At 63.1% G+C, this 24,425-nt stretch carries 27 protein-coding genes; 19 read left to right on the forward strand and 8 right to left on the reverse strand.

Annotated features, from left to right (window positions below):
- Positions 1-181: 181 nt before the first annotated feature.
- The 6 genes from BP846_RS04540 to BP846_RS04565 all read left to right on the forward strand — a co-directional run bounded on the left by BP846_RS04540 (position 182) and on the right by BP846_RS04565 (position 5,894).
- Positions 182-1,360: a hypothetical protein gene (locus BP846_RS04540; protein ID WP_292392877.1), complete on the forward strand. Its 1,179-nt coding sequence runs from the start codon at positions 182-184 to the stop codon at positions 1,358-1,360.
- A gap of 58 nt (positions 1,361-1,418) precedes the next feature.
- A complete protein-coding gene (locus tag BP846_RS04545; protein WP_292392879.1) occupies positions 1,419-2,075 on the forward strand; it encodes a MarC family protein in 657 nt (218 codons plus the stop codon).
- A complete protein-coding gene (locus BP846_RS04550; protein ID WP_292392881.1) occupies positions 2,072-3,043 on the forward strand; it encodes a phosphatase PAP2 family protein in 972 nt (323 codons plus the stop codon). The genes BP846_RS04545 and BP846_RS04550 overlap by 4 nt, the downstream gene beginning before the upstream one ends.
- 50 nt (positions 3,044-3,093) lie before the next feature.
- Complete coding sequence (locus BP846_RS04555; RefSeq protein WP_292392883.1) at positions 3,094-3,552, forward strand: NfeD family protein; 459 nt, start codon at positions 3,094-3,096, stop codon at positions 3,550-3,552.
- A gap of 10 nt (positions 3,553-3,562) precedes the next feature.
- Positions 3,563-4,642, forward strand: coding sequence for an SPFH domain-containing protein (locus BP846_RS04560; RefSeq protein ID WP_394339956.1), 1,080 nt, complete (start codon positions 3,563-3,565; stop codon positions 4,640-4,642).
- 259 nt (positions 4,643-4,901) lie between these two features.
- Entirely contained in the window at positions 4,902-5,894 is a 993-nt protein-coding gene (locus BP846_RS04565; RefSeq protein ID WP_292392888.1) for a DNA-methyltransferase, read from the forward strand.
- 201 nt (positions 5,895-6,095) lie between these two features.
- Here the strand turns inward: BP846_RS04565 and BP846_RS04570 are convergent, their stop codons facing one another.
- Both BP846_RS04570 and rnhB read right to left on the reverse strand, forming a co-directional pair.
- Positions 6,096-7,427 (reverse strand): site-2 protease family protein, encoded by a 1,332-nt coding sequence (locus BP846_RS04570; RefSeq protein ID WP_292392890.1) that lies wholly within the window; start codon positions 7,425-7,427, stop codon positions 6,096-6,098.
- A 40-nt stretch (positions 7,428-7,467) separates the two neighbouring features.
- Positions 7,468-8,097 carry a ribonuclease HII gene (gene rnhB, locus BP846_RS04575; protein WP_292392892.1) on the reverse strand — a complete coding sequence of 210 codons (630 nt, stop codon included), beginning with the start codon at positions 8,095-8,097 and terminating at the stop codon, positions 7,468-7,470.
- Between the two features lie 55 nt (positions 8,098-8,152).
- Between rnhB and BP846_RS04580 the strand changes: the two genes are divergently transcribed.
- On the forward strand, positions 8,153-8,818 hold the full coding sequence (locus tag BP846_RS04580; protein WP_292392894.1) for a potassium channel family protein: 666 nt from the start codon (positions 8,153-8,155) through the stop codon (positions 8,816-8,818).
- Here BP846_RS04580 and BP846_RS04585 read toward each other — a convergent pair.
- Positions 8,810-10,006, reverse strand: coding sequence for an NAD(P)/FAD-dependent oxidoreductase (locus BP846_RS04585; protein WP_292392896.1), 1,197 nt, complete (start codon positions 10,004-10,006; stop codon positions 8,810-8,812). The genes BP846_RS04580 and BP846_RS04585 overlap by 9 nt on opposite strands.
- Positions 9,996-10,229, reverse strand: coding sequence for a 4Fe-4S binding protein (locus BP846_RS04590; RefSeq protein WP_292392942.1), 234 nt, complete (start codon positions 10,227-10,229; stop codon positions 9,996-9,998). The genes BP846_RS04585 and BP846_RS04590 overlap by 11 nt, the downstream gene beginning before the upstream one ends.
- Positions 10,230-10,360: 131 nt before the next feature.
- Here BP846_RS04590 and cbiT point away from each other — a divergent pair, with 131 nt between their 5' ends.
- From cbiT to BP846_RS04630, 8 genes are read left to right on the forward strand one after another with little or no spacing between them, the layout of a single operon-like run.
- A complete protein-coding gene (gene cbiT / locus BP846_RS04595; protein ID WP_292392898.1) occupies positions 10,361-10,891 on the forward strand; it encodes a precorrin-6Y C5,15-methyltransferase (decarboxylating) subunit CbiT in 531 nt (176 codons plus the stop codon).
- Positions 10,882-11,499: a cobalt-factor II C(20)-methyltransferase gene (locus tag BP846_RS04600; RefSeq protein WP_292392900.1), complete on the forward strand. Its 618-nt coding sequence runs from the start codon at positions 10,882-10,884 to the stop codon at positions 11,497-11,499. Before cbiT ends, BP846_RS04600 begins: the two co-directional genes overlap by 10 nt.
- A complete protein-coding gene (locus tag BP846_RS04605) occupies positions 11,492-12,208 on the forward strand; it encodes a cobalt-precorrin-4/precorrin-4 C(11)-methyltransferase (protein ID WP_292392902.1) in 717 nt (238 codons plus the stop codon). The genes BP846_RS04600 and BP846_RS04605 overlap by 8 nt, the downstream gene beginning before the upstream one ends.
- Entirely contained in the window at positions 12,205-13,080 is an 876-nt protein-coding gene (gene cbiG / locus BP846_RS04610; protein ID WP_292392904.1) for a cobalt-precorrin 5A hydrolase, read from the forward strand. Before BP846_RS04605 ends, cbiG begins: the two co-directional genes overlap by 4 nt.
- Positions 13,049-13,843 (forward strand): precorrin-3B C(17)-methyltransferase, encoded by a 795-nt coding sequence (gene cobJ / locus BP846_RS04615; protein WP_292392906.1) that lies wholly within the window; start codon positions 13,049-13,051, stop codon positions 13,841-13,843. The genes cbiG and cobJ overlap by 32 nt, the downstream gene beginning before the upstream one ends.
- Complete coding sequence (locus BP846_RS04620; protein WP_292392908.1) at positions 13,791-14,471, forward strand: precorrin-8X methylmutase; 681 nt, start codon at positions 13,791-13,793, stop codon at positions 14,469-14,471. Before cobJ ends, BP846_RS04620 begins: the two co-directional genes overlap by 53 nt.
- Positions 14,452-15,462, forward strand: a complete 1,011-nt coding sequence (locus tag BP846_RS04625; protein WP_292392910.1) for a cobalt-precorrin-5B (C(1))-methyltransferase — start codon at positions 14,452-14,454, stop codon at positions 15,460-15,462. Before BP846_RS04620 ends, BP846_RS04625 begins: the two co-directional genes overlap by 20 nt.
- Complete coding sequence (locus BP846_RS04630) at positions 15,459-16,031, forward strand: cobalt-precorrin-7 (C(5))-methyltransferase (protein WP_292392912.1); 573 nt, start codon at positions 15,459-15,461, stop codon at positions 16,029-16,031. Before BP846_RS04625 ends, BP846_RS04630 begins: the two co-directional genes overlap by 4 nt.
- Before the next feature lie 21 nt (positions 16,032-16,052).
- Here BP846_RS04630 and BP846_RS04635 read toward each other — a convergent pair whose 3' ends face one another.
- The 3 genes from BP846_RS04635 to BP846_RS04645 form a co-directional block, all read right to left on the reverse strand.
- The gene (locus tag BP846_RS04635) at positions 16,053-16,376 is read right to left on the reverse strand and encodes a transposase (RefSeq protein ID WP_292392914.1); all 324 of its coding nucleotides are present in this window, start codon (positions 16,374-16,376) and stop codon (positions 16,053-16,055) included.
- 104 nt (positions 16,377-16,480) lie between these two features.
- Entirely contained in the window at positions 16,481-17,404 is a 924-nt protein-coding gene (locus BP846_RS04640) for a DNA adenine methylase (protein ID WP_292392915.1), read from the reverse strand.
- Between the two features lie 262 nt (positions 17,405-17,666).
- On the reverse strand, positions 17,667-18,734 hold the full coding sequence (locus BP846_RS04645) for a DNA-methyltransferase (RefSeq protein ID WP_292392917.1): 1,068 nt from the start codon (positions 18,732-18,734) through the stop codon (positions 17,667-17,669).
- A gap of 319 nt (positions 18,735-19,053) precedes the next feature.
- Here BP846_RS04645 and BP846_RS04650 point away from each other — a divergent pair, with 319 nt between their 5' ends.
- Both BP846_RS04650 and BP846_RS04655 read left to right on the forward strand, forming a co-directional pair.
- Positions 19,054-20,994 carry a PAS domain S-box protein gene (locus BP846_RS04650; protein ID WP_292392919.1) on the forward strand — a complete coding sequence of 647 codons (1,941 nt, stop codon included), beginning with the start codon at positions 19,054-19,056 and terminating at the stop codon, positions 20,992-20,994.
- 366 nt (positions 20,995-21,360) lie between these two features.
- The gene (locus tag BP846_RS04655) at positions 21,361-21,936 is read left to right on the forward strand and encodes a cupredoxin domain-containing protein (protein WP_292392921.1); all 576 of its coding nucleotides are present in this window, start codon (positions 21,361-21,363) and stop codon (positions 21,934-21,936) included.
- Between the two features lie 43 nt (positions 21,937-21,979).
- On the opposite strand, the gene BP846_RS04660 is transcribed toward BP846_RS04655, so the two are convergent.
- A complete protein-coding gene (locus BP846_RS04660; RefSeq protein WP_292392923.1) occupies positions 21,980-23,311 on the reverse strand; it encodes a cobyrinate a,c-diamide synthase in 1,332 nt (443 codons plus the stop codon).
- A gap of 132 nt (positions 23,312-23,443) precedes the next feature.
- Here BP846_RS04660 and BP846_RS04665 point away from each other — a divergent pair, with 132 nt between their 5' ends.
- Positions 23,444-24,136, forward strand: coding sequence for an energy-coupling factor ABC transporter permease (locus BP846_RS04665; protein WP_292392925.1), 693 nt, complete (start codon positions 23,444-23,446; stop codon positions 24,134-24,136).
- Positions 24,133-24,423: an energy-coupling factor ABC transporter substrate-binding protein gene (locus BP846_RS04670; RefSeq protein ID WP_292392928.1), complete on the forward strand. Its 291-nt coding sequence runs from the start codon at positions 24,133-24,135 to the stop codon at positions 24,421-24,423. The genes BP846_RS04665 and BP846_RS04670 overlap by 4 nt, the downstream gene beginning before the upstream one ends.
- Positions 24,424-24,425: the final 2 nt, after the last annotated feature.

Consider the following 24,425-nt stretch of genomic DNA (forward strand, 5'->3'; position numbering starts at 1 on the left):
GCAGTGGGCACGACTGCCGGATGTTCCCGGTCTCTCCCCGCGGAAGTCTTTGCGTAATTTCATAGTTCAGGAGACCGGAAACTCTATGAGCACTTGTAGGATGATAGACTTCCCTGCCAGGAAGTGCTCCGGCCCCCATCCGGCCTCAATACGATAGCAATACCCAAGTTGCGTGAAACGAATGTTACAGATGATTACGTGGCTCGACAAAAACTTCAGCTCGCTTCAGCCGACGCGGGCGATCATCATGAGAGCGCTGCGCCACTTGCGCCCCGCGGATCGAAAAAAACTCTTCTCCGAGGATATCCCTGAGATGCGGACCGCCGAAGGGCGGTGGTTTGAGGCGATCGTCTACGAGATGATCCTCGATCTCTCGCTTGAGACCGACCTCATCCTCTCCGTCGTGGCCCGGGGGGCCGACGGTCCCGGGAGGGTCCAGCGTGCGCAACTCGGCCAGAACGGGCTCTTCTACTCGAACATCGGGGATATCAAGGTCCGGGGAAACGGCCAGGACCTCGCCGAGGTCGACATGATGCTCGTCGACCATACCGGAGCGCTGACGTTTGGCGAGATCATCACCTCTCCTGCCGACTTAAAAGAGTTTGAAGCAGAGATCCGCTACAAGAAACAGCTCCTTGGTTACCTCTACGGGCAGCCGACCGTGCCGTTTCTCCTCATCTCCTCAGTCGACATCTCCCGGACGGCCGTCGTCCGCCGCCTCCTCAGGGAGCCCGACAACGTCCTCCTCACCACCCCCACCTGCGAGGACTTAAAGGCCCTGATCCGCCCCCGGGACCTGAAGCGGAGCCCACCCCGCCAGATCCGGCACGTGAAACTGATATCGATCCGGGATATCGCCCCCCGGCGGCCGTTCGACTACAAAAAACTGCACGACGAGCGGCTACAGAGCATCGTCGCCGCCGTCACGACCGGCCGTGGCGTCGGGGAACTCGGCACCCCGGATGAGATCCCGCCGATCGTGAAGAAGGTTCTCTTCGGCGGGCTCTACCCTTCCGCCGTCCGGATGCTTGACGCCCGGTACCCCATCCGTATCAAAGGGAAGACCTATGACCCGGACGCGATCCAGAAGCAGTTCTCGAAGGTCATACTGGCCGTGAACATACCGGAGTACCGGCCGATCATCTACCTCCGGGCAAGGAATAAGAAAGAGTATCTCAAGATGGTGCCCAGCCGGACGGGCGGGTTCAAGTTCGAGAGCCGGCGGACGCCTCACATGGCCGGGTTCTTCCTCTGGCTCGAGTCCGTCCGGCCGTCGCTCGGTGCCGAACTGGCGCGGGAACTCCTCGATGCGTTTCCCGCTGTTCACGTTTCCGAAGCGGCGGCGACGGGGAAACCGTAAGGTACCTATGGGGCCGGGACGCATATGTGCCCATGATTTTGCTGTGTGGTGATCCAGGATGGACCTGGTAACTGAACTCATCGGGTTTTTGGGGTTCAGCCTGATCGCGGTCGCGTCGATCATCGCGGTGATGAATCCCGCCTCCACGATCGCCGTCTACACGGCGCTCACTGAGGGGATGAGCGGGAGCGAACGCAAGAAGGTCATCTATACCTCTATGAAGATAGCCTTCATTGTGCTCGCCTTCTTCGCCCTCACCGGGCAGTTGATCTTCTCGATCTTCAATATAACCGTTCCGGCATTCCAGATCGCAGGCGGTATCCTCTTAATCAGCGTGGCGACCGGGATGCTCAGCACAAGGGGCGAGGCGTACTCAACCGCGGATCTGGAGAACATCGCCGTCGTCCCGCTGGCCTTCCCGCTCTCGTGCGGCCCGGGGACGATCACGACGGTGATTCTGCTCGCCTCGGGTCCGGAGGGTATCTGGAGCGTGGTCGCTGTCTTTCTCGGGATCATCGTAGCTCTCGCCGTCTCCTATGTCGGAATGCTCTATGGACCCAGGATCTTCTCCCTCATCGGGGAAGGCGGGCTGCGGGTCGTCCCGAAGCTGATGGCAATCATCGTCCTCGCGATCGCCATCCAGTTCATCATCAACGGGACCGCGGCGGCGATGCCCCAACTGCTCGCGAACCTTGACCTAACCTGGCTCGTATGACTGATATCCAGATCGCGCTTATCCGGGCGCTCCAGGAACAGACGGCGTGGCTTGAGGCCCCGGCGCAGTTCTTCTCGTTCCTCGGACAGCCGGAGTTCTACCTGCTCGTCATTCCGGCCCTCTACTGGTGCTGGAACCCGCGCCTTGGTCTCCGCCTCGGTCTCCTCATGGGGATATCGGGCGGGATCAACGAGGCTCTCAAAGTCGCGTTCCACCTCCCCCGCCCCTACTGGGTCAGCCCGGAGGTCCGGGCGCTCGGGAGTTACCCGTCGTTCGGGCTGCCATCGGCGCATGCCCAGGGAGCGGTGACGTTCTGGGGGCTGATCGCCGCCGACGCCCGGCGCAGGTGGGTCTTGATCGTTGCGGTCGCTCTGATCTTCCTCGTTGGCGTATCGCGCGTTGCTCTTGGGGTCCACTTCCCGATCGATGTCATCGCGGGCTGGGCATTCGGCGCCGTCATCCTCCTCGGGTTCCTTGCCCTCGAAGGACCGGTGGGCCGCCGGGTAGCCACCCTCTCGGTCTTCCGTCAGGTGCTCGTCGCGTTCGCGGGTTCTCTCGCCCTGGCGCTGGTCTCCACATCCGCTCTCATTGCCCTCGGGGACTGGCAGGTCCCGGCGTCCTGGGCGGCAGGAGCCCTCGAGCGGTCGGGGCAGCCGATCCACCCGCTCGACCTCCGCGACGCCGTGACAGCGTCGGGGCTCTTCTTCGGGTTCGCGGCCGGGGCTGCCGCAGAGCATCACCGGGGAAGCATGTGCGCTGTCGGGAAGATGTCCGTCCGCCTGCTCCGCTACGCCTTCGGGATCACCGTGACGGGGGTGATCTGGTTCGGGATCGGGTTCCTCATCCCACCCGACCCCGTCTCCGCCGCCTGCGTCCTCCAGTATCTCCGGGCTGCCGCCGCCGGTGCCTGGGTCTCGTTCGGCGCCCCGGCGGTCTTTTCCCGCCTGAACCTGGCGGATCGCTCCTGAAGGAGCCTTCTTTCCATACTCTTTTTAACTCTTCAGGCCCATTTCTCTCTATGCTCGCAGAGGGGATCGCTCTTGGCTGGGTGCTGATCGTGCTCGGGGCAGTGCTGCTCCTGGTTGAGGTCTACCAGCCCGGGTTCTTCATCGCCGTCCCCGCTACGGTCCTGATCATCCTCGGGGTTCTCCTCCTCCTCGGCGTCGATATCCTCAGTTCTCCCACGGGTCTCATCGTCGGGGTTCTGGCGGCAATCGGTGCGGCCTCGGTCACGGTCTGGCTCTACGGGCGTCTCACGCCCGAGAAGAGGCCGCCGACGACCCTCTCCCGGGATTCGCTCGTCGGTCTCGAGGGGACGGTGGTCACGCCGGTCGATGCGGCGACGCTCGCGGGGAAGGTGAGGCTTGGCAGCATGGAATGGAGCGCCCGTTCCGAGTCCGGGAGTATACCGGCCGGAAGAAGGGTTGTTGTCGTCCACTCCGAGGGAGTGCATATTGTTGTGAAGGAGGTTGTGTGAAGTGCTTCCGATAGGGTCGATCCCGTGGACCGGGTTAATTACTGTATTTCTTATCATTGTTATCGTCATCATCTTCGCCCGCGGCGTGGTGATCGTGCAGCCGTACGAGCAGGGGCTCCAGATACGTCTGGGGCAGTACATCGGGAGGATGAACCCCGGGTTCCGGTGGGTGGTCCCGCTGATCACGGTGGTCAAGAAACTCGACCTCCGGACAGAGGTGATGGACGTCCCGCGGCAGGAGGTTATCACGAAGGACAACTCCCCGACGAACGTGGATGCGATCGTCTACGTCCGGGTGATCGACCCCGAGAAAGCCTTCTTTGAGGTGATGAATTACCGGGCGGCGACGGTGGCGCTCGCCCAGACAAGCCTGCGCGGGATCATCGGCGACATGGAGCTCGACGAGGTCCTCTACAATCGGGACGTCATCAACGCGCGTCTCCGTGATATCCTGGACCGGGAGACCGACGCCTGGGGCGTGAAGGTCGAGCGGGTGGAGATCAAGGAGGTCGACCCGGCCAGTGCGGTCAAGCAGGCGATGACCGAGCAGACCGCGGCCGAGCGGGAGCGGCGTGCCGCGATCCTCCGGGCGGACGGCGAGAAGCGGGCGGCGATCCTCAAGGCGGAGGGGAACCGGCAGAGCATCATCCTCGAGGCTGAAGGAGAACGGCAGAGCAAGATCCTGCGGGCCGAGGGCGAACGGTTATCAAGGATCCTGCAGGCTCAGGGCGAGGCGCAGGGGCTGCGCATCCTCTCGGTCGGCGCCCGGCCGCTGGACCGCCGGGCGATCACGGTCCTCTCGCTCGACGCCCTGAAGAAGATGGCCGAAGGCCAGGCGACAAAGATCATATTCCCGTTCGAGCTCTCGAGCATCGTCAAGCAGGCCGCCGAGTACCTCGGCGCTCCGGTCGAGGCCCCGGATGTTCCCGAAGGCACGGAACTGCCGCCGGAGGATATCCTCGGGGAGATCCCGGGTCCGGAGGCGCTCAGGGCCGCGGAAGAGGCTGCAAAGAGCATCGAGACCGATATCGACGTGGAGATACAGAAAAAGGCACGGGACCTGAAGATCGGGAAAGAAGAGGAGCTGTAAGCCGTAGATCGGTATCGGCCCGGCCCTCACCTCTTTTCACCGGACCCCTGTGTGGGTCGGTATCGGTCGCTAAGGAGCGTATCAGTGGGTTTTGATCGCCCCATGTAGTTCTTGCCTTCGCGCGGGGTAACTCACGGATCGCGCCTGCCCCCTCCTGCCTGAAGGGGGTGACGGTGTCTCCCCGACCGCGCGGTGAGTCCGCGAGGGAGAATCTCCGGTGCAGTTATGTTATCAGGATATCAATCATAGAAGCAGTGGCATGAGCTCCAGACCATTTCACCCGCCGGGAACGCTCCCCATCGTTGCTGAGAGATCGTTTTTCATCAATAAAACCGGCCAGGATCGGCCGCTGGAGGAGTACGTGCCGGCCGAGATCCTTGAGGTAGCGGAGAGCGAGGGACAGCGTGCCATCCCGAAGATAGCAAAGAACCTCTCGCTGATGAAAGAGATTGAAGCGATATCCGGCAATCTTCCGACACATCACCGTTTCATAAACGGAGATAGCCGCAATCTCGCGTTTCTCCCTGATGAGAGCGTCCACCTGGTCGTGACGTCGCCTCCCTACTGGACCCTGAAAAAATACCCCGAGAAGGACGAACAGCTCGGGCAGATTGAGGACTACGAGATCTTCCTGGAAGAACTCGACAGGGTCTGGAGGCACATCTACAGGGTTCTTGTCCCCGGGGGCCGCCTGGTCGTCGTTGTCGGTGATGTCTGCCTGCCCCGGCGTGAGGCCGGGCGTCATGTTGTCATGCCTCTCCACGCCAGCATTCAGGAGCACTGCCGGAAGATTGGATTTGATAACCTGGCGCCGATCATCTGGTACAAGATCGCCAACGCCTGCTTTGAGGCAGATTCGCCGGGGTCGTTCCTGGGCAAACCTTACGAACCCAACGGGATCGTCAAGAACGATATCGAGTACATCCTCTTCCAGAGAAAATCCGGCGGTTACCGGAAACCCACGCTTGAAGCACGGTTGCTCTCGGTCATATCGGAGGAGAACCAGAAGGCGTGGTTCCGCCAGGTCTGGGACCTTAAGGGAGCATCGACAAAAGAGCACCCTGCACCTTATCCCCTGGATCTGGCCGAGAGACTTGTGCGGATGTTCTCCTTCGTGGGCGACACCGTCCTCGACCCCTTCGGCGGCACGGGAACGACCGCCCTCGCTGCTGCGCGGTGGGGCAGAAACAGCATCAGCGTCGAGATTGAAGAAAAATATTTCCTCATGGAGGTTGAACGGTTTACGAAATAGCGTAACCCCGGCCCTGACCCATCGTCAGCGGTGGGTCAATCGCGATGATGTCGCCCGTCCGGATCCTGACGTGGAAGAGGCACGCGCGAGAGTTTGGAAAGCCGCTCCGACCGGGAAAAAACCACATGATGCCCGCGGGGCCACAGGCATACCGGATGAAAATATCGGGGGTCATTTTCATACGAAAATGGGTAGGGTAGTTCACCCCATCGTCAGCACAAACCGCACCGCCGCGACGATCATCGGCATCGTGATGAGGAGGATCAGCATCACCGTGACAAACCCGCTGATCGAGGCGACGACTCGCGGCGCGTACCGGGACCAGCCCCGCCGCTCAAAGAACCGCTCCACCCCTTCCTTCATTATGTAGCCGCCGTCGAGCGGGACGATCGGTATAGCGTTGAACATACCGACCAGCAGGTTGAACCACCCTGTCCAGAAGAAGAGGTGGATTGTGCCCCAGAAGAAGGGGAACGGCTCCTTCCAGGCTATCTGTTCAGGGGTGTCTGCGAGCAGGATCGCGAGCTGCTGGGTGTTGCCCTGGATGAAGGCATCGATCGGCGCTATCGTCAGGTAGAGAGGGGCAAGCAGCCCGAGATCCGCGACGTTTTCGATATGCTCTTTCACCGCAGGTGCGTTGTAGTAGTAGACCCCCATGAAGCCGGAGTCCCGGTCACTGCTGAGCGCCTCCGGCCATTCGGCCAGGGTGAGCGTATATGTCTGCTCGATCCCGTCCTTCTCGGCCGTCAGCGTGACCGTCTCCCCCGGCCGCGTCCCGTCCATGGCCGCCGATACATCTTCCTGGCTCGCCACCGGGACACCGTTGATTCCCGTGATGACCGAATAGCCCTGAAGCCCCGCGTCAGCCGCCGGGAAATCCTGGTAGACCCCCTGGACGAGCGGTACCGCAAGGGGCGTCGCCATCCCCACGAGAAGGAACATCACGACGAAGCAGGCGAGGCCGATGACGATGTTGTTCGTGATCCCGGCGCCGAACATCCGTATCTTGGGCATCCCCTTCGCCGCTTCCACGTCTTCCTCGTCGGGCTCGACGAACGCCCCTATCGGGATGACGGCGATGAGGAGGCCCATGCTCCGCACCCGCATATCCTCGACCCGGGCGAGGATCGCGTGGCCGAACTCGTGGACGACGATGGTGAGCAGGAGGCCGATGATGACGGACGCGGTGATCGGTATCGCCTGGTTGACCCCCGGTATGGCGAGGAGGTTTCTCGGGTCGTAGATCCCGGTCGGTTCAGGGGTATGCACCAGGAGCTGGGGGACCGCGAGGAGCAGGGCAAGCGTCATGAAGGCCGAGACCACCACGACCATGATGACCCCGAGCGTCGCGTAGGTCCGGAGCAGGGTCCGGAACTTCTGGAACCAGTCGAAGAAACCGACCCGTTCGGTCTTGATCGCCATGATGGGGCCGAAGAACATGATGTGATCGCGAAACAGCCCCCGGTCGCGGATGTAGAAGGCTATCAAGGCATAGGCCGCGACGAGAAGGAGGAGTATCTGGAGCCAGGTCATCACTCACGGTTAGCGCGCGGGAAGCATAAATTCTTCCGGGTTATGAAAAATCCCGCATCGTCGTCTGGTAGAGGTTCGCGACCGTCTTCCAGCTCCGGCGGGCGCAGGGCGGCGGGTTCCCATACTCCCGGATGTAGCCCCGGAGAAACTCGATCGTCACCGGATCGGAGGGGTAGCCGCTCCCGACCTTCCCATACTGTTCCCCGATCTCCCGGATAGCCCTGTCCCGGGTGACTTTCGCGATGACGCTCGCCGCGCCGACGATCTTGTGCCGGGCGTCCGCCCGGTGCTCAGCGACGATTGCGCAGGGGAAGTCGAGGTGAGCCGCGACCGTCCGGCCATAGCGCTCGGCGTTCACGTCGCAGGCGTCCACGTAGGCATACTCCGGTCGGAGCCCCGTGAGCGCCTCAGCGTGGAGTTCGGCCACGCACTCGTTCATACTCATCCTGCTCCGTGCATCATCGATCCCGGCGGCGTCGATGGTGACGATAGCGATCGAGAAGTCGCGAAAGAGGATCTCATAGAGCGCCTCGCGCTGCTTCGGCCGGAGGACCTTCGAGTCCCGGATGGGGAGGGCCGCAAGGTCCTCAGTCGCCCGGCACCCGACAGCGGCAACCACCATCGGACCGAGGACCGAACCCTTCCCCGCTTCATCCACCCCGCAGATCACACCTTTCTGGTTTATTCGCAAGGTATTTCAATGGCGACGGTTGAATCCAGATGGAATGTACACCATCATCGTTGGCCTGGGCGGAATCGGCCGGAACCTGACTGCGATAGCCGTGAACGCCGGTGATTCCGTGGTGGTGATCGACCAGGACGAGGCGCGTGCGAGCGACATCCTGGAGCACTACGACGTTCTCGCCATATCCGGGAACGCGACCGATAAATCGGTGCTGCAGGACGCCGGGATCGATCGGGCCGACGCCCTGGTCGCTACCACGAGCGACGACGCCGTAAACCTGATGACCTGCTGGCTCGCGAAACGCTACAACGTGAGGAACGTCGTCTCGATCGTCAATCAGAAGGAGCACTCAGACCTCTTCAATGAAGTCGGAGTGAAGATCAGCGAGAACCCCGACGAACTGGTGGCGACCCGGCTCTATTACTGGGCGAAGAGCCCAAACCTCCAGCAGGTCGCCTCGATACCCGGCGGCACCATCTTCGAGATCATCGCTGAAGAAGGCGCGCCCATCGTCGACCACGAGATCCGGGACCTTGAGGTCCGGGACTTCGTCTTCATCGCCATCCGGCGTGCTGGGGGAGATCTCATCATACCGAGCGGCACCGTCCGTATCCGACCCGGGGACATCATCACGGTCTTTACAAAAAAGGAAGCGGAAGGGGAGACGATAAAGACTCTCAGCAGACAGTTGAAACGGTCAGGCTAGAGCGTCTTTGAGCGCTTTAAGCTCGAAGAGCATCTTTGGGTTCCGCTTGATCAGTTCCCTGATGAGTGCCGAGACCGAGAACTCCTTGAGGCTGATGTTAGCGATCGAGTCTGCGAGGGTGTTGAGTTTCGCATCGTCAAGGGTGATGAAATACTCCTTGACCTTGTAGTTCCGCTCGAGGAACGCGCCCATCCGGGATGCCCGCCACTCTGTATCGTAGGGCATCAGCGCCTTCTTCGAGCAGTTGCCTGCCGATATGCACCCGGAGGCCACCCGCGCGGCGAGCCGGCCGGTGAACATGGCGTTTCCTATCCCGCCGCCGGTGAGGGGGTCGACGACCCTCGCCGCGTCCCCGATGACCATGAGGCCGTCGGCGACCGTGCACGGGAGCGGCCGACAGACCGGGACGCCGCCTGCGATCGCCTCGATCGTCTTGCCGTTCGGGAAGTTCTTCGCGACGAACCGGTCCAGGTAGTCCTTCGCCCGAGCACCGTCCCGGCTCTTCCGGCCGGAGATGCCGATCCCGACGTTCGCCGTCCGTTCGCCCTTCGGGAAGACCCAGAGGTAGCCTTCTGGTGCGATGTCGTTACCGAGGTAGAAGTCCGTGGAGCCTGCGTCGATATCGATGTCGGTGAGCAGGTACTGGGCGCAGCTCATCATCTCCCGGAGGGGTACGGTGGTGTCGAGCCCGGCCCAGCGGGCGAATTGCGCTTCCGTGCCGTCGGCGGCGAGGACCACGTCGGCCCGGATCTCGGCCGGCGTCCCGACCGAGAGCACCTTCGCGCCCCGGACCGCTCCGTTCTCCATGATCGGCGCGGTCGCCCGGGTCTTGACGATCACGTCCGCTCCGGCCTCGGCGGCCTGCCAGACGAGTTCCCGGTCAAAGATTTTCCGGTCAAGGACATAGCCGACCTCGTTTCCCGCCCTATCCTGTTCGAGACTGACGGTGGTGCCGTTCGGGGCGATGAGCCGGGCACGCTCGATCTCCGCGGATATCCAGCGGGGATCGGGCTTGATGAACTGTTTTAAGAGTTCTTTGCCGACCCCCTCCGCGCACCGGACCGGTGTGCCGATGGCGGGGCGCTTCTCGATGATACAGACCGAGTTCCCCGCCTCGGCTGCTGTTTTTGCCGCAAGAGCGCCAGCAGGTCCGCCCCCGATGACGAGCATGTCGTAGTTACTCTTCATGGACGACCTCCAGTGCTCCGAGCGGGCATGCCCGTGCGCAGATGCCACAGGCGATGCACTCCCGCTCAAGGCTGAGATAGGCGTCGATCAGCTCGAGCGCATCCTCTGGGCAGACTGCGACGCAGGTGCCGCAGTATCCACACTTGTCTCGGTTTATCCTGAGCATTGTACTCATGTTGTTGTTGGTCTCGCAAATACTTTTATGATCCTCGCTTCCGGCGATACCCCGGAATCTCTGCCCGATGGGGGTATCGGTGGACTGTCATCCCCTGCCCCGGGGCCCCGGGCGGCGGAGTTGTTCACTGGCCTATTTAATAGGAGTTAGCACAAATTTATCTGGGAAATGGGGATGCTATGGGACTGAAGGGTGGACCTACGCAGGACGAAGTCATGGCGGTCTCGCTCGCGAAACTCGGTATCCGCCCGGGTGACCGGGTGGCCGATGTCGGGTGCGGGACCGGAAAGGTCGCCATCGCCGCGTCAAAGGTGGCAGAACGGGTCTACGCGATCGATCAACGGCCGGAGGCGGTCACCTATGCCCGGCAGGAGGCGGCCGTCGCCGGTGCCGGTAACATCGAGTTCTTCGAGGGCGACGCGGTGGATGTGCTCCCGGGCATCGGTCGGCTCGACGCCGCCTTTGTTGGGGGGTCCCGCCGCCTGCCGGAGATCCTCGACCTCCTCGCCGCGAACGTGCAGGGGAGGATCGTCGTGAACGCGGTCATGGTCGGGACACTCTCTGAGGCGATAACGAGCATGCAGCGCCTCGGGATCTTCATCGAGGCCGTCCACCTGCAGGTCTCCCGGTCCGCCGGTATCGCCGGCGGGATGATGTTCAAGCCTGTAAACCCTGTCTACATCATCGTCGGGGGTGCCGGATGCTCGTAGGCGTGGGGCTCGGCCCCGGCGACCCGGAACTCCTGACGCTCCGGGCAGTCCGCCTCCTCCGCGAGGCGGCGGCGGTCTTTGTCCCTGGAAACCTTGCCTATGAACTGGTGCGGCCCTACCGTCCTGACGCGGCCGTCCTCAACTTCCCGATGACGAGCGACGAGGGCTACATCCGGGAGTGTCTCGAAGAGAATGCTGACCGGATCGCCCCCCGGGCCAGGGATGGCCTTGTGGTCTTCGGGATCATCGGGGATCCGAACTTCTACTCGACCTTCTCCCGTCTCTGCGATGTGATCGCCGGGCGCTACCCGGAGGTCTCGTTTGCGACAGCGCCCGGGATCAGCTCCATCACCGCGTTCGCCTCCGTGGCGAACGTCCCGGTGGCCGGCGGGTTTCTGGTCTCGGACGGGAACGGTCCCGAGTCCCGGATCTTCATGAAGGTCCGGAGGCCTGCGGCGCTCGCTGCTGACCTGAAGGGGAAGGGCTACTCGGAGTTCGTCCTTGTCGAGCGGATGTACCTGCCAGAACAGCGGGTCTACCGGGGAGACGACATCCCCGAGGAGAGCGACTACTTCTCGATTCTCTTTGCGAGGCGGTCGGATGCATAAGGTCTACATCGTGGGTGCCGGTCCGGGGGCGCCTGACCTCATCACCGTCCGGGGGATGGATCTCCTCCGGCGGGCGGATGTTCTCATCTACGCGGGTTCGCTCGTGAACCCGGTGCTTGTTGCGGAGTCCGGTGCCGGGCTGAAACTCGACAGCTGGGGAATGGCACTTCCGGAGATCGTCGGCACTATCGAGGAGCATGTCCGGGCTGGAAAACTCGTCGTCCGACTCCATTCGGGCGACCCGGCGCTCTATGGGGCTATCGTCGAGCAGATGGCGGAACTCCGCCAGCGCGGGATCGAGGCTGAGATTGTCCCCGGTGTCTCGTCGCTCTTTGCGGCCGCGGCGGCCCTCGAGACCCAGTTCACGCTCCGCGACGTCTCCGAGAGCCTGATCGTCACCCGTCCGGCGGGAGCGACGCTTGCGGAGGACCGGATCGCCGAGTTCTCCCGTCTCGGGCAGACGCTGGTGGTCTTCCTCGGGACCGAGCGGATGGAGGCGGTCCTTGCCCGGGTGGAGTGCCCTTCCGATACCCCGGCGGCGGTCGTCTACCACGCTTCGTGGCCCGACCAGAAGGTCGTCCGGGGAACGGTATCTGATATCGCGGCCAAGGCCCGGGCGGCCGGGATCGAGCGGACGGCGCTGATCGTCATCGGGAAGGTGGTCGAGGGGGCGATGTCGGGGTTCGGGAGGTCGGTCCTCTACTCATGACCGGGAAGACGGCCGTGATAGCGCTCGAGCGGTTCCTTCCTGACGCACATCGGATCGCCGATTCGCTCGGCGCGGATGTTATCTCCTACGGTCCGGAAGCCTTCCGGGCGGCGTTTACCGGATACCGCCGGATCGTCGCGCTGATGTCGGCCGGGATCGCCGTCCGGGGGATCGCCCCCCTCCTCACCGACAAGTGGCGGGACCCGGCGGTGGTGGTGGTCGGCCCGGACCTGCGCTACGCCGTCCCGGTCGTCGGCGGGCACCACGGCGGAAACGATCTTGCCCGGGAACTTGCTCTTCTTGGGATCAAACCGGTTATCACGACCGCGACCGAGACCCGGGGAAAGGAGTCGGTCGAGGGGATAGCCGCCCGGTCGGGATGCGATATCGTGAATCGTGACTCCACCCGTGCGGTGAACGCCGCGGTGCTGGACGCCGACGTGCCCCTCTACGCCGTCACCGGCCCCGGGATCGTCGTCGCGGGTCCGGGGGTCTCCCTCCTCGTCCGGAAGGGAGAGTACGCTGTCGGTGTCGGGTGCCGGAAGGGTGTCCCGGCGGCCGATGTGGCTGCCGCTGTCGGACGGGCGCTCCAGGAGGTCGGGATCGCCCCTGACGAGGTCCTCGTCTACGCGACGACCGTGAAGAAGCGCGGGGAGGCAGGGCTCCTCCGTGCCGTCGCGGACCTCGGCGGCAACCTTGTCTTCCTGGACGACGAAATGTTGAACGCACAGGAGGGCCCTACCCCCTCGCGGGCCGCCCTGATCGGGCTTGCCGGGGTCGCGGAACCCTCGGCCCTCGCGGCCTCGAAGCGGAAAGAACTGGTGCTTGCCAAGCAGGCCTATGGGAGTGTTACCGTTGCAATCGCGCGATAATGGAGGAAGACTGTATATCGTCAGTACCGGCCCCGGCAACCTGCTGCAGATGACGCCCCGGGCATTGAAAGCCCTCGGGGAGGCCGACTGCATCATAGGCAACGGGTTCTATCTTGACCTGGTCCTGCCGATGCTCGCCGGGAAAGAAGTTATCCGGAGCAGCATGGGCCGGGAGGTCGACCGGGCGACGAAGGCGCTCGCCCTCGCGGAGGACCGCGTCGTCGCGATGGTGAGCGGCGGCGATGCCGGGGTCTACGGGATGGCGAGCATCGTTCTCGAGGTGGCTGAGCGATCAGCGACGAAGGTCCCTGTCGAGATCATCCCCGGCATCACGGCCGCGGTCTCGGCGGCGGCGCTCCTCGGCTCGCCGCTCTCAGGCGACTACGTCACGATGAGCCTCTCGGACCTCCTGACGCCCTGGGAGGAGATCGAGCGGAGGCTCGACCTCGCGTTCCGGATGCGGGTGCCGGTCGTCCTCTACAACCCCCGTTCCCGGGGAAGGCCGCACAACCTGAACGCTGCTGTCGGGATCGCCCGCCGGCACCTCCCCGACGGAACGCCGGTCGGGGTGGTCAGGAACGCCTACCGGGAGGGTGAGGAGCGGCTGGTAACGACGCTCGGTGAGTTTGAAGACCACTTCGCCTTCGTGGACATGCACTCGATTGTCCTGGTCGGCGGAGAAGAGACGAGGATCTGGAGGAGTGAGACTGATGAGAGAGGAATCATCACGCCCCGGGGATACCACCGGAAATACGTATACTGACCTTGCGGCGGTCACCCCGGAGGCTTACGCGATAGCGAGCAAGAGCCGGAATCTGGCCCGGGAGCGGGTGGGAAACGCCACCCCCGAGGACCGGGTCCGGCAGCGGTGCTCGGTCGCGGTCGGCGACTTTGCGATGGCGGACCTGATGCGCTTTACCGGCGACCCGGTCGCGGCAGGGCTCTCTGCGCTCGAGCGGCAGGCGCCGATCATCACTGATATCCGGATGGTGCAGGCGGGCATCCTGAAGCGCGGGCACGAGAGCGAGGTCCTCTGCGCCCTTGACTTCGGTGAGGATATCGCCCGCGAGCGCGGGATCACCCGGACATCCGCGGGGTTTGTCGCCCTGCGGGACCGGATAGAAGGTGCAATCGTGATCATCGGGAACGCCCCGTCGGCGCTTCTCGTTGTCTGCGATATGGTGCGGGCCAATGTCCGGCCGGCACTGGTCGTCGGGACCCCGGTGGGATTCGTGAACGCGGCGGAGTCGAAGGAGGCGCTCCGTGCCCTCGACGTGCCGTCGGTATCCAACGCCGGCACCCGGGGCGGCACACCGGTCGCGGTGGCGGCGATAAACGAGATCATAACGATCCTCGCCGAGCGTGCAGGTCATGCGGGACCCGATTACTGACTTCGAATACCCCGAGGCGTGGGTTTCGGCCTGCCGCTCTCCCGACCTCCTCCCCGACGTCCGGCGGGGCCTTGCTGTCCTGACGGCGTCGGGAACGGTCCTCCGCAGGGGGTTCACGACCGGGACGACGGCGGCCGCGGCCTGTAAGGCGGCGGTTCTCTCGCTTGCCCTTGACACGGTCACGGGGGTGGGTGTCACCCTTCCCTGCGGTATTGCGGTCAGAATCCCGGTGGACGCCTACCGGGGACGGGCATCGTGCTGGAAGGACGCCGGGGACTACCCCTCGGACGTGACCGCGGGGCTCGAGTTCGTCGCGACCGCGGTTCCTTCCCTCTCGGGGGGGGTCCAGTTCGTCCCCGGCGAGGGCATCGGGAGTTTCGGTCGCGACACTCCCCGCCACCGGCAGGGGACGCCGGCGATCAGCGCTCCGGCGCTCAACTGCATCCGGCGATCGATCGACGAGGCGGTGGAGGAGGCGGGCCTCCACGGGACGACGGTCATACTCACGATCCCCCGGGGGGCGGAGGTGGCGCAGAAGACGCTGAACCCGAGGGTGGGAGTGCAGGCCGGTATATCGGTCCTCGGGACGACCGGACTCGTGGAGCCCTGGGATGACCACATGGCGGAGGGGGTGCTTGACCGTATCGCCCGGGCTCGTGCGGTCGTGTTGACGACCGGACGGCTCGGGCTCCGCTACTCCCGGCTCCTCTTTCCGGAGCGGGAGGCGGTCCTCGTGGGGAGCCAGCTTCAGGAGGCGCTCCGGGCGGTCGATGGCGATGCAGTGATCTGCGGGCTTCCAGGGCTGATCCTGAAGTTCATGAACCCTGATGTCCTCGAGGGGACCGGGTGCGCGACGGTGGAAGAACTCTCGGCGACTCCGCTCTGGGAGGAGGTTGCTCGTCGGGAAATTTCAGCGTTCTGTCTCCGCTACCCCCGTCTCCGGGTCGTGATCGTCGACCGTGACGGTCGGGTCATCGGGGAGTCGCCGTGAAGGTTGTCGGGGTGGGCTGCGGCCCGGGTATGCTGACCGCGGAGGCGGTGGCGGTCATCGCGGGCGCGTCGCTCATCTACGGTTCGGCCCGGGCGATCACGCTTGCGCGGGATGTCGTCCCGCCGGGGTGCGAGGTCCACGAGATCACGGACTACCGGAGCCTCCGGTCCCTCCCGGCCCATGCAGTCGTCCTCTCGACAGGGGACCCGATGCTTGCCGGCCTTGGCTACCTCCCGGGCGAGGTGGTTCCGGGGATATCCTCGCTCCAGGTCGCCTTCGCCCGCCTGAAGGTCCCGCTGACGCGGGCGGTGGTCGTCTCGGCCCACGGGAAAGATCATGCCCGGGCGGTCGCCGACACCCGGGAGGAGGTCCTGCGGGGCCGTGTCGTCTTCCTCATAGCCGACCCGGCCTTCGACGTTAAGGCGCTCGCGGCCGCCCTCCCGCCGGGGACCCGGATCGCCGTCTGCGAGGATCTCGGCTACCCGGAGGAGCGGATCGTCGTCGGGACGGGGGCAGAGCCCCCGGCCCCCCGTGGGGACCTGTTTGTGGTGGTGGCGGGGGAGTTTTAGAGTGGTTGCCAGCATCGCTGCCTACGGCACGGGAGCCCTGAGCCTCCTCACAACACACCGGTCCGCCTCCCCCTTCCGGAACTCGTAGCCCGACCGGAGGAGGTCGAGGAAGATCGCCTGGTATGCCCCCCGCTCACACAGTTCGAGGTGGTAACGGTGCACCGTCGATTTCGTCCCGTACTTCGCCGGCACATCGCTCCATGTGCACCCGGTGGAGAGGACGTACAGAACCCCGTTGAAGAGGTGCCGGGGATCCCGGCGCGGCCGGCCGACGTGGGGTTTCTGGGGCGGAAGGTGTCTCAGGACGATCTCCCAGAGGTCGTCGTCGATCTCCCGGAACGCCATGGGTCCGCATATCTTCGGGAGGTCTTATAGTTGTGGGATGGTCCTGACCCGGGCGTTCACGCTCCCGAATAGAGCGTATGCCCTGGCGCTATCGTCCTTTGGGGTCATTCCCGACTGTAGTTCGTGACGATGATCTCGTGAATCTTCCCTCGTTTGGTTCCGTCGCAGTTGATCGTTCTCCTCGCCGGAACCCGGTCAATGTTGTATCCGGCGTAGAGATCATCAAAGAATTCGTCGTCCGGGTCGATGTTCTTCGGATCAGAGTTACTCAGCATCAGGCTGGCCCCCCGGGCATCGCATTGGGCATAAAATGCCGCGAGACGCTCTTGTTCCTCGTCGGTAAACCTGTCCTTCGAGTACTGCGTGAACGATGATGTCTGATTCAGGGGCCGGTACGGCGGGTCGAAGTAGACGAACGTGTCTTTTGAGATGTAGGGCTCTGCCAGTGTGAAATCGCCGAGATGGACGGTCGTATTCCGGAGCGCAACGGAATCGGCCCGGAGCGCACCTTCATGCAGGATCCTCGGGTTCCTGTACCTGCCAAACGGGACGTTAAACTCGTCCCGGGAGTTTACCCGGTAAAGACCGTTGAAGCACGTTCTGTTGAGGAAGATGAGCTGGCCTGCCCGCTCTATCCACTCCTCACCATACTGCGTGAAATTGATGGCTCCTTTCGCGCGGTTGAATGTATCCCGCATGGTGTAATAGTAATCCTTCCGCCCGGAATCATTCCGGGATAAAAAGTCATCCGAGACGTCGCCAAGGTAGTCGATGAGACCCCGAACATCGTTCTTCACAACGCTGTAGGCAAGGACCAGTTCCTCGTTGATATCGAATATGTGGCACTCCTTAAATCTGAAGATGCTGTTAAATTTGAAATAGACCGCCCCACCGCCAATGAACGGTTCGACAAAGACCGGGAGGGTTCCCTCGTTGAGTCCCTGAGGGACTCTCCGGGTGAACACATCGAGCAGCTGCGCCTTTCCGCCTGCCCACTTGAGGAACGGTCGCGCGGTGGGTGTTGTCATCGGTATCTTCCATCCGGCGTGAATTCTCCGGGGTATCCGTAAAACATTTTTTTTGAACCGTTTTAGTGTTGCCGATGCTCGACGACCGTGTTCCAGTGTAGTTACTCACCCGGACCTTCACCGGCCCGGTCCCGTGCGCCGGTAGTCCGCCTCTCTCCGTGTTCTGCCAGGTGTTCCAGTCCACTCCCTGCCGAGCACCCGCACCGGCACCACCACCACCCCGGCGACCTCCCCACATAGCAGCCGTTTGCATGGATAAACTTCATTCATCCCGGGAACGAAGGGCCAACGATGGTTTGGAGTTATCAGCGTTCTCATTGTTCTTCAGCCCGCCCCGCCTGCCGCCGGCCTTAATACCCTGTTTATTCAGCATCTTCTCGATAGACCAGCGGCCCCGGCCAAGTTCTCCCTCCAGTATCTCGATGGCCTTCTTCTTCGTCTTGCCGGATTCGATGAGTCGGGTGAACCGGCAGACCAGGGTCTCGCGGTCGCTGTCTGTCCAGGGCTTGCCCCGGTTCTCCTGGTCCTCGATCCGGGGAACCCTTACCGACGGCAGCAAGTATCCCTGCCTGATATCCCTCAACTCTTCGACCTGAAGGTCGAAGACCGACCCCGATACCTCAAACCCGGTCACCCGGCGGTTGAGGCCGATGGCCACCCTGGCAGTCGAGAACCCGCCAAGGAACATATCGCAGACGAGGTCGCCCTCGCTGCTGCTGTACTGGATCATCTTCATGAGCAACTCTGCCGGCAGTTCGTTCTTGTTCTTCACCTGCCCGGGTTTGTATTTGCGGTTGATCATCCAGACATCTTCACGGTCCCGGTAATTCAGCGACCCATCATCCGGAGCCCTCTCCCTGACCCCGTACCGTGACTCCAGGTTGAACGTCCTCTTGCCGCCCGGCTTTTCATAGAACAGGATGTGGTAGTGGGAGGAGACGTACTTCCGGCTGGTGTAGACGCCGAAGTTGTACCTCCATATGATATGATTGACCTCGCGGAGGTTTGTCTGCCGCAGGGCATGGAGTATGTGGTAGAGGTTCGTGTACCCCGAGACGATGTAGATTGTTCCGCCCGGCCTGAGGATGCGTTCGGCTTCCTGTATCCAGTTCTGGCTGAACTCTCCATAGCTGGATGCGGGAACCTCGACGTAACCCTCTACGACGAACCCCTCATCCCGGTTGTAGTGCCGGTGCAACCGGTCGCCGTTGATGCCGTATGGAGGATCGGTGACGATGAGGTCGATCGTGCCGTCGGGGATATGCTCCCTTGCCCCAGGAATGCAATCGCCGTTGTAGAAGATGTTGCCGTTGATCTCCTCGAACTTCATACGTTTCTCCTCTGCGGGCTTCGCGAACGCTCTGTGGCGATATCAGTGTGGTTACAAATATTCCGGGTTGTAACGTACATCATCTTGGCTGTATGACCATAAGATATCCACCAGTTCCCGATTGGCTTTTGCCTTCACAGGCGGTGCACGAAGAATCCTCTGACCCTGCCTGCCGGGAGGTAGCATTAATACTCCCCGTGCAAATTCAGCTAGGATCAGCAGTGAAGTTGTCCCTGGAGTTCTGATGCCGGCACGCTCAGATAAATCGATCAGGAAATCGCCTAACACTGCAGCGGGGGAGCGGCCGGCCCATGAGTGCATGGCCGCGATCCAGGCCGAGAACGAGATGCTCCGGCGCGAGAACGCCGCGTTGCAGTCTGTAAAAGAAGCCCTGCGAGGGAGCGAAGCACGGTACCGGCGGCTCTTTGAAGACGATCTCACTGGAGATTTTGTCACCGCCCTGGATGGCCGGATACTCGCCTGCAACCCGGCGTTTGTCAGGATATTCGGGTTTGCCTCTGTAGAAGAAGCGCTGGACACCAATATCGGGGATCTCTACGAAGACCCCGGGGACCGGGACTGGCTTCTCGCGCGCATCCGGAGGGAGAGGAAGGTAGAGAACGAGGGTCGAACGCGGAAGCGCCGGGACGGCACCCGGATCCATGTCGTCGAGAACGTGGTCGGACGTTTCGGTCCGGACGGCGAACTCCTCGAGGCCCAGGGCTACATCTACGACGACTCTGAGCGTAAACGGGCTGAGGATGCTCTCCAGGAGAACATGGAGTGGTACCGGCAGGCTCTTGATAACCCCCTCGTTGCGTACGCTTTCTGCGAGATCATCACCGATGGCAGCGGGAGACCCGTCGATGTTGTCTATTTAAGGGTTAACAGGACGTTTGAAGAATTTACCGGGCTTGTTCGGGAGAATATTCTGAACCGGCGGGCGACTGAGATCTTCGCCCCGGATGAGATCGGCGATCTTATTGCGAGCTACGGGAACGTGGCATTGACAGGCGAACCGGCGACGTTTCAATATCCGCTGCCTTCTCTCTCGAGATGGTATGAAGTCACTGCGTTTTCATCTCAGCGGGGATATATTACAGCGTTCTTCACCGACATCACGAGGCGCAAGTGGGCTGAGGAGGCTCTCCGGGAGAGTGAGGAGCGGTTTCGGGCGGTCCTGGAAAACTCCCTCGATGCGGCTTACCGGCGCAACCTGCAGGCGGACCGCTACGATTACATGAGCCCGGTCATCGAGCAGATCCTCGGCTTTACACCGGAGGAGATGGCTGCCATGAACCTTGAAGAGGTCGTGGACCGCATTCATCCCGACGACCGCCTGCCGGTTGAAGCAGAGCTTAACACCGCTGCCGCCTCGGGCAGGGGGCTCCTCGTCTACCGGTTCCGGGCGAAAGACGGCCGGTACCGCTGGCTCGAGGACCACTTCACGGTGATCCCCGACTCGATTGGCCAGCCGCTCTTCCGGGGTGGCATCGTCCGTGATGTCACCGAGCGCAGGCGGACGGAGGAAGCTATTATGCGCCACGCCGGTGAACTCGCCCGGATTCACCGGGACCTTGAATCTGCGCACCGGGAGGCGAACCTCTACCTCGACATCCTGACCCACGACATCGGGAACACCGAGAACGTCTCGAACCTTTATGCCGAATTACTCGTCGATTCCGTGGAGGGCGAGGCTGCCGGGTACGTGGCGAACCTGAAGCGGAGCATAGCAAAGAGCATCGAGATCCTCGGGACCGTCTCGAAGATCCGGCGGATTCACGCAGGGCCGCCCGGGCTCCGGGCTACCGACCTCGACGCAGTCATCCAGGCGGAGATCGCCCACTTCCCGGATACCTCCATCCGCTACGAGGGCGCTCCCCGGCAGGTTCTTGCGGACGACCTCCTCTGCGAGGTCTTCATGAACCTGATCGGCAACGCCGTAAAGCACGGGGGTCCCGACGTCGAGGTATCCATCCGGGTCAAGGCGGAGGGTAACGGGTTTCTCCGGGTGACGGTTGCGGATACCGGCCGGGGCATCCCTGACGACCGGAAAGAGGAGATCTTCCACCGCTACGAGAGGAAGCAGCGGGGCGTGGGCGAAGGGCTCGGGCTCTACCTGGTCCGGATACTCATCGACCGCTATGGCGGCAGGCTCTGGGTGGAAGACCGGGTGCCGGGCCGCCCCGGAGAAGGAGCGGCGTTCTCCTTCCTGCTCCGGGAAGTGGATGCCGTTCCGGAGCGATCGCGAGGAGATTGAGGCGCGGATGCGTGACACAGTGCCCGGAGTCCCGGCCGGGACCCAGACTGTCCCAGGAGAGGATGTTCGCAGTCCTGTAGCGTTCCTGGAAACTGGGAGACGCTTCACGGCGACCCTGTCGGGGTGCCCACCATACCGGTATATCGTCCAACTGGTGCGCCCCCTCTCCTCAGGACTTATCGAGGCGTATTAGCCACTATCCAGCTGGTTGCTGCGCGTGCGTCACGCTATCCGCGGTAGAGCATCCAGTCGCCTTTAGATGCCGGGATCGCCGGTCGTAATCATCCGACGACGAATTTAAACCCCGTATTTTAGTTTCAAAGTGTGGGGTAAAGTTTATTTACGCTAAGAAGCATCCTCCACCCCATGAAGAACATATTTGGTATCCTTGCCCTCATGGTGATCGCGAGCATCATGATCGCAGGGTGTGTGCAGCCGGCGGGTAACCAGACGGTGACCCCTGGCACAACAACACCGGGAGTCACCGAGACCCCAATGGCGACAACAACGCCCGTGACGACCGAGACTCCTGCAGCGACAACGACGACCATGTCAACCGAGACCCCGATGGCGACGGCGACGACGGCGACGCCCATGGGGACAGGGACCACCATAGCGACCACAACGACCTCCGCCACGAACGTGACGGAGACCCCGCCCGCACCGCCGGCAGCCGGGGGAGAGACCGTCTCCATCACCGATAGTGGATTTGTACCGCAGACGCTCAACGTCTCCCCGGGCACCACGGTGACATGGACCAACGACGCCGCCACGAATGAGACCGTCTCGGCAACCGGGGCAGCCGGGTTCTTCAACTCGGGGATGCTCCAGCCGGGGGACTCGTATAATTACACCTTCTCCACAGAAGACAACTACACCTACCAGTCACAGGAGTCCGGGTTTGTCGGAACGATCATCGTCACCAGCAACACAACCGCTTAACCCTCATTTTTCGCCCGTACCGGCGGGGTGCGGGGGACTTCCCCTACGCCCGCCGGTATGCCGCGGCAGCCTGCACCAGTGTTTCGGCAAACCCGACCGGGAAGTAAGCGTGGGTATACTGCCCTACAGTGTTCTGCACGGCAAGTCCGTCACGACCGCCGTCGATCCCCCGGCCCCGGAGGAGTTCCAGGGCAAACCTTGCGTCGGGAGCACACTCGATGCGTGAGTAGTGAAACTCGTGGCCCCGGAAGGCGGAACCCGGCGCAAGGACCGGCGCCCCGCCGACCACCCGGGCCTCCACGTAGCCGAGACCCTGGATGCGGCCCGTCATCTCCGCCACCGCCGGGAGGACCCCCGCCATCGGGTGGTCGCCGTCGCCGGTCACCAGTCGTTCTGTGAGGTAGATGAGCCCGCCGCACTCCGCGTAGACCGGCATGCCGTCGTCGACCGCCCGACGAATATCATCCCGGCACCGGGAAGCCGCGAGCGCCTCTGCGTGGAGTTCCGGGTAGCCTCCCCCGAGGTAGAGTGCATCCACGTCCGGGAGCCGGTCCTGTGCCGGCGAAAAAGAGACCAGGTCCGCCCCGGCTCGCGCGAGCCCCTCAAGGTTGTCCTGGTAGTAGAAGCAGAACGCCGCATCATGGGCGACGCCGACCCGGATCCCTGCCTCCGGCCGATCCAACACCTCCGGCAGCTCCGGGAGGGGCGGGACCGCCCGGGCGAGGCCTATAATTCTGTCAAGATCGCAGGTCTCTTCCACAACCGCGCCGAACCCGGCAAGTATTCCCGTCTCGGCCGCCATAGCGAGGCCGAGGTGCCGGCTCGCGACCACGAGGTCGTCCCGCCGGGGGACCCACCCGTAGACCGGGAGGCTCTGTGTGGCCTCGATCAGCCCCCGGTGACGGGGGCTCCCGATCCGGTTGAAGACGACCCCGGCAACCCGGGCCGCCGGGTCGAACCCTGCGTAGCCCCGGACCACCGCATGGACGCTCCGGGACGCGCCCTTCGCGTCTACCACGAGGAGAACCGGGGCGTCGAGGATCTTCGCGACGTGCGCCGTGCTCGCGGTATCGGTCCCGTCGAGGCCGTCATAGAGTCCCATCACGCCTTCGACGACGGCGACGTCGGCGCCGGCAGAGGCCCGGACAAACGTCTCTCGCACCCCCGCCTCCCCCATCATGAACGGATCGAGGTTGCGCGACATCCGGCCGCATATGGCCGAGTGGTGACCGGGATCGATGAAGTCCGGGCCCACCTTGAATGGCTGGACAGCGAGTCCCCGGGCGGCGAGCGCCGCCATCAGGCCACTTGCAAGCGTTGTCTTGCCGCAGCCGCTGTGGGTTCCGGCGACGACAATTCGTGGAATCGGGCGCATATCGTTCCAGTAGTGTTGAATACCGCAGAAGATAAATATGACCTGAGATAACCTCGATATGTCAGATTAATTTGTATTAACTCAAGTTAATTTGGCTGACGCGCCGGCACGGCGGTCTACTGGTGGATAATCATGCACATCATGGAAGGATTTTTACCTAGCCCCTGGTGGCAGGTCTGGTTTCTCGTCTCCCTGCCCTTCATCGTCATCGGACTTTACCAGGTAAACAAACTCGTACAGGAGAAACGGGAAGCCCTGCCGCTCCTTGCGGTCGCAGGTGCCTTCGTCTTTGTCCTCTCGTCGCTCAAACTCCCCTCGTTCAACGGGAGCTGTTCGCACCCCACGGGGACCGGGCTCGGCGCCGTCCTCTTCGGCCCCTGCATCGCCGCCGTTCTCGGGCTGATCGTCCTCGTCTTCCAGGCGGTCTTCCTCGCGCACGGCGGGATCACCACCCTCGGGGCGAACGTCTTCTCCATGGGGATCGCAGGCCCGGCCGTCGCCTATCTAATCTATAAGGTCGGGATCCGGGCGGGCGCGAACACCTACGCGACGGTCTTCTGTGCCGCAGCCCTCGCCGACCTCGCCACCTACGTCGTCACCTCGGTCCAGCTCGCACTCGCGTTCCCCGGGACCGCCGGGTTCCTTGGGGCGTTCTCGGCCTTCGCCGCGATCTTTGCCGTTACCCAGGTCCCGCTCGCCATCGTCGAGGGCGCGGTCATCGCGCTCGTCTTCAAGTACATCGTCCAGCTCAAACCCGAGATCCTCACCCGCCTAAACCTCCTCCCTGAGAGCACAATCCGGAAACTCCAGGAGGCCGCCGCATGAAATACGGTATGGAGATTGCGGTCGCTGCGCTTATCCTCGTCTTTGCCGCTGTCTTCCTCCTCCAGGACGCCGCGATCAGGGCCACCGGGGAGGAGGCCTGGGGCGGAGCCGACGGCAACGCCGCCGACCTCATCGAGGCCTCCGGCTACGAGCCCTGGGCGAAGCCCTTCTGGGAACCCCCAAGCGGCGAGATTGAGTCGCTCCTCTTCGCCCTGCAGGCTGCCATCGGTGCCGTGATCATCGGTTACATCTTCGGCTACTGGCAGGGCAGCAGGAAAACCGCTTGATT

It is taken from the genome of Methanoculleus sp. UBA303 (assembly GCA_002501655.1).
In the GTDB taxonomy this organism is placed as follows: domain Archaea; phylum Halobacteriota; class Methanomicrobia; order Methanomicrobiales; family Methanoculleaceae; genus Methanoculleus.

Coding starts and splice junctions, on each gene's coding strand:
- BP846_RS04540 (WP_292392877.1), top strand. CDS start 182: ATGTTACAGATGATTACGTGGCTCGACAAAAACTTCAGCTCGCTTCAG.
- BP846_RS04545 (WP_292392879.1), top strand. CDS start 1,419: ATGGACCTGGTAACTGAACTCATCGGGTTTTTGGGGTTCAGCCTGATC.
- BP846_RS04550 (WP_292392881.1), top strand. CDS start 2,072: ATGACTGATATCCAGATCGCGCTTATCCGGGCGCTCCAGGAACAGACG.
- BP846_RS04555 (WP_292392883.1), top strand. CDS start 3,094: ATGCTCGCAGAGGGGATCGCTCTTGGCTGGGTGCTGATCGTGCTCGGG.
- BP846_RS04565 (WP_292392888.1), top strand. CDS start 4,902: ATGAGCTCCAGACCATTTCACCCGCCGGGAACGCTCCCCATCGTTGCT.
- BP846_RS04570 (WP_292392890.1), bottom strand. CDS start 7,427: ATGACCTGGCTCCAGATACTCCTCCTTCTCGTCGCGGCCTATGCCTTG.
- BP846_RS04580 (WP_292392894.1), top strand. CDS start 8,153: ATGTACACCATCATCGTTGGCCTGGGCGGAATCGGCCGGAACCTGACT.
- BP846_RS04585 (WP_292392896.1), bottom strand. CDS start 10,006: ATGAAGAGTAACTACGACATGCTCGTCATCGGGGGCGGACCTGCTGGC.
- cbiT (WP_292392898.1), top strand. CDS start 10,361: ATGGGACTGAAGGGTGGACCTACGCAGGACGAAGTCATGGCGGTCTCG.
- BP846_RS04600 (WP_292392900.1), top strand. CDS start 10,882: ATGCTCGTAGGCGTGGGGCTCGGCCCCGGCGACCCGGAACTCCTGACG.
- BP846_RS04605 (WP_292392902.1), top strand. CDS start 11,492: ATGCATAAGGTCTACATCGTGGGTGCCGGTCCGGGGGCGCCTGACCTC.
- cbiG (WP_292392904.1), top strand. CDS start 12,205: ATGACCGGGAAGACGGCCGTGATAGCGCTCGAGCGGTTCCTTCCTGAC.
- cobJ (WP_292392906.1), top strand. CDS start 13,049: ATGGGAGTGTTACCGTTGCAATCGCGCGATAATGGAGGAAGACTGTAT.
- BP846_RS04620 (WP_292392908.1), top strand. CDS start 13,791: ATGAGAGAGGAATCATCACGCCCCGGGGATACCACCGGAAATACGTAT.
- BP846_RS04625 (WP_292392910.1), top strand. CDS start 14,452: ATGCGGGACCCGATTACTGACTTCGAATACCCCGAGGCGTGGGTTTCG.
- BP846_RS04635 (WP_292392914.1), bottom strand. CDS start 16,376: ATGGCGTTCCGGGAGATCGACGACGACCTCTGGGAGATCGTCCTGAGA.
- BP846_RS04640 (WP_292392915.1), bottom strand. CDS start 17,404: ATGACAACACCCACCGCGCGACCGTTCCTCAAGTGGGCAGGCGGAAAG.
- BP846_RS04645 (WP_292392917.1), bottom strand. CDS start 18,734: ATGAAGTTCGAGGAGATCAACGGCAACATCTTCTACAACGGCGATTGC.
- BP846_RS04650 (WP_292392919.1), top strand. CDS start 19,054: ATGGCCGCGATCCAGGCCGAGAACGAGATGCTCCGGCGCGAGAACGCC.
- BP846_RS04655 (WP_292392921.1), top strand. CDS start 21,361: ATGAAGAACATATTTGGTATCCTTGCCCTCATGGTGATCGCGAGCATC.
- BP846_RS04660 (WP_292392923.1), bottom strand. CDS start 23,311: ATGCGCCCGATTCCACGAATTGTCGTCGCCGGAACCCACAGCGGCTGC.
- BP846_RS04665 (WP_292392925.1), top strand. CDS start 23,444: ATGCACATCATGGAAGGATTTTTACCTAGCCCCTGGTGGCAGGTCTGG.
- BP846_RS04670 (WP_292392928.1), top strand. CDS start 24,133: ATGAAATACGGTATGGAGATTGCGGTCGCTGCGCTTATCCTCGTCTTT.